We start from the raw sequence: 7,092 nt of genomic DNA, 5'->3' as shown, positions 1-7,092 counted from the left end.
ACACCCGGGGGAGCCCCGGCGGCCGGACGGCCGCCGGGGCCACCCCCCAGGGGAGCGTCGCCCCCGCCACCCCGGGGGACTCCCCTCCCGCGACCCCCGTCCCCGCGACGCTGCACGACCTCGAGGAAGCGGTCCACCAGCTCGAGGTCGAGGCCGAGCACCGCCCGCCGCCGGCGGGCCCGGTCACCAACCTGGTCGTCGCCGCCGCGGTCATCGCGCTCGGCGTCGCCACCCTCCTGGGCTCGCTGTCCCTCGGAGCCGGTACCGCCGCACAGCCGGCCTCCGGCACGTGGCCGCTGCTCATCGGCGTCGTCCTGGTCGCCCTGGGTCTCGGCCTGGTCGCCACGGCCCGGCACACCTCCGACGCCGAGCGCTTCTCGCGCTCCAGCTGGCTGGTGCTCGCCGGCCTGGCCACCATGGTCGTCTTCGTCGCGGTCATCGGGGTCATCGGTTTCGAGATCCCGGCGGCACTGCTCTGCTTCGTCTGGCTCCGGTTCCTGGGTCGGGAGAGCTGGCGCTCCTCGATCCTCACGAGCATCGGGGCGGTCGTCGCCTTCTACCTGATCTTCGTGGCGGCCCTCTCGGTCCCCATCCCGCACCTGTTCTGAGGAGCCTCCCGTGGAGCTCGCCCCGGTGCTCGACGGCTTCACCGTCGTCCTGGAACCGACCAACCTGCTCTACTGCCTGATCGGCGTCGTCGTCGGCATGCTGGTCGGGGTGCTGCCGGGCCTCGGCCCCGCGGCCACCATCGCCATCCTGCTGCCGGTCACCATCGGCATCGAGCCGGTGACCGCGGTGATCATGCTCGCCGGCATCTTCTACGGCGCGCAGTACGGCGGCACGATCACCTCGGTCCTCCTCCGGCTCCCGGGTGAGGCGTCCTCGGTGGTCACCGTCTTCGACGGCCACGCCCTCGCCCGGCAGGGGAAGGCCGGGACCGCGCTCGGGATCGCCGCGATCGGCTCGTTCATCGGCGGCACCGTCTCGATCGTCGCCCTGTCCTTCCTCGCGCCGCTGGTGGCGGGCTTCGCGCTGGACTTCGGACCGCCGGAGTACACGGCGCTCGCGCTCCTCGGCATCCTGCTGGTGGCCACCGTGAGCAGCGGCAGCCGGCTCAAGGCCCTGGTCGCGGCCGGCATCGGCCTGCTGCTGGCCACCGTGGGCCGCGACATGTTCACCGGCGGCGAGCGGTTCACCTTCGGCAACCTGTCGCTGGCCGACGGACTGGACTTCGTGCCCATCGCCATGGGCCTGTTCGGGCTCGGCGAGATCCTCTACAACCTCGAGGAGCGGCACACCGCCGTCCACGCGCCGGCGACGGTCGCCAACGTGTGGCCCTCCCGCAAGGACCTGCGCCAGTCCTCCGGCGCCATCGGCCGCGGCTCGGTCCTCGGCTTCCTCCTCGGCATCCTGCCCGGCGGCGGCGCGACCCTCTCCTCGCTGGCCGCCTACGCGATGGAGAAGAAGCGGTCGAAGACGCCCGAGCGCTTCGGCAACGGCGCCGTCGAGGGCGTTGCCGGCCCGGAGACGGCGAACAACGCGGCGGCGACGTCGTCGTTCATCCCGCTGCTGACCCTCGGCATCCCGGCGAACGCCACCATGGCGGTGATCTACGGGGCGCTGCTGATCCAGGGCGTGGCTGTGGGGCCCACGCTGGTGACCCAGGAGCCGGAGCTCTTCTGGGGTGTCGTCAACTCCATGTACATCGGCAACATCCTGCTGCTGATCATGAGCATCCCGCTGGTCGGGCTGTTCGTGAAGATCCTGCGGGTCCGGCCGGCCATCCTGGCCCCGATCACCGTGCTGATCACGCTGATCGGCGTCTACACGGTCAACAACGACGTGTTCGACATCGTCCTCGTCGTGGTCTTCGGCGCAATCGGCTACCTGATGAAGAAGCTCGGCTTCGATCCCGGTCCGCTCGTGCTGGCCTTCGTGCTGGGCAGCCTGCTCGAGGACTCGCTCCGCCGGTCGCTGCTGATCTTCGACGGCCAGCCGTGGGAGTTCTTCACCCGCCCCATCTCGGGCACCCTGCTGGTGGTCTTCCTGCTCGTCGCCTTCCTGCCGCCCATCCGTGCCGCCGTCACGCGGCGCCGCACCGCCGCCGCCGCCGACACCCGCACCAAGGAGCTCGTGTGACCGTCCTCGTCGGATACGTGCCCACCCCCGAGGGCGAGGCCGCCTTCGCCGCCGCCCTCGACGAGGCGGGTCGCCGCGGCGAGCCGCTGCTGCTGCTCAACTCCCCCAGGAGCGGAGCGCCGGTCAGTGCGGACGTCGCCGCCGAGCCGGTCGTCCAGGACCTCACCGCGCGGGCGCGGGCGGCCGGGGTCGACCTGCAGGTCCGGCAGGAGCCGCACGACGGCGAGGTCTCGGACGAGGTGCTGCGGGTGGCCCGGGCGATCGACGCCTCCGTGATCGTCATCGGTCTGCGCCGCCGCTCGCCCGTCGGCAAGCTGCTGATGGGCAGCAGCGCCCAGCGGATCCTGCTGGACGCCGACCGTCCGGTGCTGGCGGTCAAGCCGTGAGCCGCGAGGACGACGTCCGCGCCGTCCTCGCGGCCGAGGACGAGCGGTACGCGGCGCTGCTCGGCCCGGACCTGGACACGCTGGACCGGCTGTACGACGAGCGGCTGAGCTACGCGCACTCCAGCGGGGTCCGCGACACCAAGGCCGAGTACCTGGGCAAGATCCGCTCGGGGTACTACGTCTACCAGCGCGTCGAGCACTCGACGGAGCGGGTGGAGACCGCCGGTGGCACCGTCGTCGTCATCGGCCGGATGACCGCCGACCTGACGGTCGAGGGCACGCCCAAGACCATCGACAACCTCGCCCTCGCCGTGTGGACCAGGGACACCGGCCGGTGGCAACTGCTCGCCTACGCCTCCACCCCCCTGCCGCGGGCCTGACCGGTCAGCGCATCTCCCCCGCCCCCACGTACGGGAAGGGGCTGGTGAGCAGAGCCCCCTCGGCGAACCGGGAGAGCCGGAAGTCGATCTCCGGGATGTCGGCGTCGGAGCTCTTGCCGTCGACGACGAGGTCGGCCACGAGCCGCCCCACGGCCGGTGAGATCTTGAACCCGTGCCCGCTGAAGCCCGCCGCCGCGATCAGCGACTCCACCGGCGTCTCGGAGATGACCGGGTTGAAGTCGGGGGTCACGTCGTAGCAGCCGGCGTAGGTGCTGGCGACCGAGGCGTCCCCCAGGGCCGGGAAGCGGTGGGAGATCTTCTCCACCGCCATCTCGAGGAAGTCGTCCGTGGCCCGGTTCAGGTAGTCGTCGGGATCGGCCGGCTCCGGCGTCGAGAGGTCGCTGTTGCCGAACAGCAGCTGGCCGCCGCCCTCCGGCCGGATGTACTGCAGCGACACGAGATCGGAGAAGACCGGCACCGGCCCCAGGTCGATGCCCGGTTCGAGCAGCACGATGGGCTCGCGGTGCACCCGGATCGGCAGCTCGATGCCGTGCGCGGCCAGCAGCGGTACCGACCACGGACCGGCCGCGACGACGACCGTTCCGGCGGCGATGGTCGACCCGTCGGCCAGGCGCACACCCGTCGCCCGCTCGCCGTCGGTCAGCACCTCGGCGACCGGGGTCCCCTGCCGGATGCGGACGCCGAGGCGCCGCGCGGCCGCCGCGAACGCCTGCGCCGTCTGGTAGGCGTCGCCGTACCCGCCGCGGGCCTCCCAGGCGAAGGCGGCGAAGTCGGTCAGGTCGGCCGCCGGCCACAGCCGTGCGACCTCGTCGCGGTCGATCTCCTCCGTCTGCACGCCGACCGCGCGCTGGTTGGCCAGCGAGGCCCGGAGCGCGTCGACGTTCTGCTCCCCCACTCCCACGACGTAGCCGGTGGCGTGGAAGCCGACGTCCTCCCCGAGGAGCTCCTCGGCGTTCTCGAAGAGCTCGAGGCTCCGGGTGGCCATGGCCGCCAGGGACGAGACCCCGTAGTGGCAACGGACGATGCCACTGGACTTGCCCGTGCCGCCGGAGCCGACGGTGTCGCGCTCGCAGACCACGACGTCGGTGACGCCGCGCCGGCCCAGCGACCAGGCGATGGCGGTGCCCTCCAGTCCCCCGCCGACGACGACGACGTCGGCCGTGCCGGTCACAGCCCCTGTCCCGGGATCCAGCTGGTGCCGGCCAGCGGCACGCGCGCCATGGCGGCCGCCTCGATGGTCAGCGCGACGAGGTCCTCGGGTTCCAGGGAGTGCAGGTGGGCCTTGCCGCAGGCGCGGGCGATGATCTGCGCCTCCATGGTCATCACCCGGATGAAGTTGGCCAGCCGCCGTCCGCCCTGCACGGGGTCGAGGCGCCGGGCGAGCTCGTCGTCCTGGGTGGTGATCCCGGCCGGGTCGCGGCCGGCCTGCCAGTCGTCGTAGAAGCCGGCCGCCGAGCCGAGCTTGCGGTACTCGTCGTCCAGGTGCGGGGCGTTGTCGCCGAGGGCGATGAGGGCCGCGGTGCCGATCGCGACCGCGTCGGCGCCGAGCGCCATGCACTTGGCCAGGTCGGCGCCGTTGCGGATGCCGCCCGAGACGATCAGCTGCACCTGCCGGTGCAGGCCCTCCTCCTGCAGCGCCTGCACCGCCTGCGGCAGCGCGGCGAGCGTCGGGATGCCGACGTGCTCGATGAACACGTCCTGGGTCGCGGCGGTGCCGCCCTGCATGCCGTCGAGCACGATGACGTCGGCGCCGGCCTTGGCCGCCAGCTTGACGTCGTAGTACGTGCGGGTGGCGCCGATCTTGACGTAGATCGGCTTCTCCCAGTCCGTGATCTCGCGCAGCTCCCGGATCTTGATCTCGAGGTCGTCGGGGCCGGTCCAGTCGGGGTGCCGGCAGGCGCTGCGCTGGTCGACGCCCATGGGCAGGGTCCGCATGCCCGCGACCCGCTCGGTGATCTTCTGGCCGAGCAGCATGCCGCCGCCGCCCGGCTTGGCGCCCTGGCCGAGGACGACCTCGATCGCGTCGGCCTGCCGCAGGTCGTCGGGGTTCATCCCGTAGCGCGACGGGAGGTACTGGTAGACGAGGTGCTTGGACTGACCGCGCTCCTCGGGCGTCATGCCGCCGTCGCCGGTCGTGGTGGACGTGCCGACCTCGCTCGCGCCGCGGCCCAGCGCCTCCTTCGCCCGGCCGGAGAGCGCTCCGAAGCTCATCCCGGCGATGGTGACCGGGGTGGACAGGTGCAGCGGGAAGGTCGCGTTGCGGTCGCCGAGGACGACGTCGGTGTCGCAACGCTCCCGGTATCCCTCGAGCGGGTAGCGGGACATGCTCGCGCCGAGGAAGAGCAGGTCGTCGAAGTGCGGGACGCGGCGCTTGGCGCCGCCGCCGCGGATGTCGTAGATGCCGGTCTCGGCGGCGCGCTGGATCTCGGCGATGGTGGCGCGGTCGTAGGTGGCCGATTCGCGCAGGGTGGGGTCCGGGGACAGGGGGGGCTGGCTCAGCACTGTGCTCCCTCTCAGTACGCCGAGGCGTTGTCGACGTGGAAGTTGTAGAGACGGCGGGCGGAGCCGAACCGCCGGAAGGAGACCACGTCGGCGTCCATCCCGGCGGCGGCGAGGAGGCCGGCCAGTTCGGCGAGGTGCTCGGGGCGCATCTCCTTCTCGACGCAGTCGGCGCCGAGGCTCTTGACCGTGCCGGCCACGTAGATGCGGGCCTCGTAGAGCGAGTCGCCCAGGGCGTCGCCGGTGTCGCCGCAGACGACGAGCCGGCCGGCCTGACCCATGAAGGCGCTCATGTGGCCGACGTCGCCGCCGACGACGATGTCCACGCCCTTCATCGAGATGCCGCAGCGGGCCGCGGCCGAGCCCTCGATCACCAGCAGGCCGCCGTGGGCGGTGGCCCCGGCCGACTGGGAGGCGTTGCCCCGGACGCGGACGGTCCCGGACATCATGTTCTCGGCGACCCCGACGCCGGCGTTGCCCTCGACGGTCACCGTCGCGGTCTTGTTCATGCCGGCGCAGTAGTAGCCGACGTGCCCCTCGATCACGACGTCGATGTCGGCGTCGAGGCCGACGGCGATGCTGTGCTTCCCCCCGGGGGAGGTCACCCGCCACCGCGCGGCCTTGTCGGCGACGTCCGGTGCGTGCAGGGCCGTGTTCAGCTCCCGCACGGTGGTGAGGGACAGGTCGACGAGGGCGGGTTCCACCGCTGGGTCCACGGTGCTGTCGACGGTGCTGTCGACGGTGCTCAGCGCTGCCATGCGTAGACCTCTTCCGGCTCGGGCTCGAAGATGCGGGCGGACTCGACGCCGGGCAGGCCGGCCAGGGCGCGGTACTCCGAGGCCATCGCGACCCACTGCGGGGTCTCGGCGATCACCGCGGGCTTGCAGGCGATGGCGTCGCGGACGACGGCGAAGCTGTCCCGGGTGGAGACGAGGAGCGTGTAGAAGCCGTCGAACCGCTCGCACAGGAGCTTCAACGACTTCTCCAGGTCGTAGCCGGCGGCCAGCTGAGCAGCGACGAAGCGGGCGCCGACCTCGGAGTCGTTGTCGCTGTCGAAGGCGATCCCGGCCGCCGTCAGCTCGCGGCGGATCGTCGCGTGGTTGGCGAACGAGCCGTTGTGCACCAGGCACTGGTCGGTGCCGACGGAGAACGGGTGGCAGTGCGCCGGGGTGACCGCCGACTCGGTGGCCATCCGGGTGTGCGCGACCCCCTGCCAGCCCTGCGCGGCGGGCAGCCCGAACTCCGCGGCCAGCGCCTGCGGGTGGCCGACGCCCTTGAGGACGGCGACGTCCTCGCCGGCACCGATGACGAGGGCACCCGGCACGACGGTCCGGACGGCGTCGGTGAGGGTCTCGGCGTCGGTCGCGGCGTGCACGACCAGCGTCTGGCCGGCGCCGACGACCACGGCTTCCGGCAGCGTGGCGCGGAGGGCCGTCGCGACGTCGTCCGCGGGAACTCCGCCGGGGAGGAGCGACACGGTCGACTCCCCCGGCGGCGACCACCGCGGGTCGCCGTAGACGGCGACGCCGGCGGAGTCGGGGCCGCGCTCGGTGACCTGGCAGAGCATGCCGGTCAGCAGCTCGCCGAGCCGGGGGTACAGGGAGGGCTCCCGTAGGTGGAGCCCGGCGATCCCGCACATGTGGGGCGCTTCCTCTCGTCGGAACGGC

8 protein-coding genes are annotated in these 7,092 nt (G+C 72.6%); 4 read left to right on the top strand and 4 right to left on the bottom strand.

Annotated elements, in window-relative coordinates; all coding sequences use genetic code 11:
* The 4 genes from ACFSHS_RS05410 to ACFSHS_RS05395 all read left to right on the top strand — a co-directional run.
* A partial coding sequence (locus ACFSHS_RS05410) for a tripartite tricarboxylate transporter TctB family protein (protein WP_376872758.1) occupies positions 1 to 608 on the top strand: 608 nt, incomplete at its 5' end.
* 10 nt (positions 609 to 618) lie between these two features.
* Entirely contained in the window at positions 619 to 2,139 is a 1,521-nt protein-coding gene (locus ACFSHS_RS05405; RefSeq protein ID WP_376872756.1) for a tripartite tricarboxylate transporter permease, read from the top strand.
* Positions 2,136 to 2,525: a universal stress protein gene (locus tag ACFSHS_RS05400; RefSeq protein WP_376872754.1), complete on the top strand. Its 390-nt coding sequence runs from the start codon at positions 2,136 to 2,138 to the stop codon at positions 2,523 to 2,525. Before ACFSHS_RS05405 ends, ACFSHS_RS05400 begins: the two co-directional genes overlap by 4 nt.
* Complete coding sequence (locus ACFSHS_RS05395) at positions 2,522 to 2,905, top strand: nuclear transport factor 2 family protein (RefSeq protein WP_376872752.1); 384 nt, start codon at positions 2,522 to 2,524, stop codon at positions 2,903 to 2,905. Before ACFSHS_RS05400 ends, ACFSHS_RS05395 begins: the two co-directional genes overlap by 4 nt.
* 4 nt (positions 2,906 to 2,909) lie before the next feature.
* Here the strand turns inward: ACFSHS_RS05395 and ACFSHS_RS05390 are convergent, their stop codons facing one another.
* From ACFSHS_RS05390 to ACFSHS_RS05375, 4 genes are read right to left on the bottom strand one after another with little or no spacing between them, the layout of a single operon-like run.
* The gene (locus ACFSHS_RS05390; protein WP_376872750.1) at positions 2,910 to 4,097 is read right to left on the bottom strand and encodes an NAD(P)/FAD-dependent oxidoreductase; all 1,188 of its coding nucleotides are present in this window, start codon (positions 4,095 to 4,097) and stop codon (positions 2,910 to 2,912) included.
* A complete protein-coding gene (locus ACFSHS_RS05385; protein WP_376872748.1) occupies positions 4,094 to 5,428 on the bottom strand; it encodes an FMN-binding glutamate synthase family protein in 1,335 nt (444 codons plus the stop codon). Before ACFSHS_RS05385 ends, ACFSHS_RS05390 begins: the two co-directional genes overlap by 4 nt.
* An 11-nt stretch (positions 5,429 to 5,439) precedes the next feature.
* Positions 5,440 to 6,183: a GltB/FmdC/FwdC-like GXGXG domain-containing protein gene (locus ACFSHS_RS05380; protein ID WP_376872746.1), complete on the bottom strand. Its 744-nt coding sequence runs from the start codon at positions 6,181 to 6,183 to the stop codon at positions 5,440 to 5,442.
* Complete coding sequence (locus tag ACFSHS_RS05375; protein WP_376872743.1) at positions 6,171 to 7,064, bottom strand: hypothetical protein; 894 nt, start codon at positions 7,062 to 7,064, stop codon at positions 6,171 to 6,173. Before ACFSHS_RS05375 ends, ACFSHS_RS05380 begins: the two co-directional genes overlap by 13 nt.
* Between the last annotated feature and the right edge of the window lie 28 nt (positions 7,065 to 7,092).

The organism is Blastococcus deserti, from assembly GCF_042682525.1.
GTDB lineage: Bacteria > Actinomycetota > Actinomycetes > Mycobacteriales > Geodermatophilaceae > Blastococcus_B > Blastococcus_B deserti.
Note: the sequence above shows the minus strand (reverse complement) of the source record. Positions and strands in the feature narration are given on the sequence as shown.

Excerpts from the sequence above, each read along its gene's own strand:
- ACFSHS_RS05380 (WP_376872746.1), bottom strand. The coding sequence starts at position 6,183 with ATGGCAGCGCTGAGCACCGTCGACAGCACCGTCGACAGCACCGTGGAC.
- ACFSHS_RS05375 (WP_376872743.1), bottom strand. The coding sequence starts at position 7,064 with ATGTGCGGGATCGCCGGGCTCCACCTACGGGAGCCCTCCCTGTACCCC.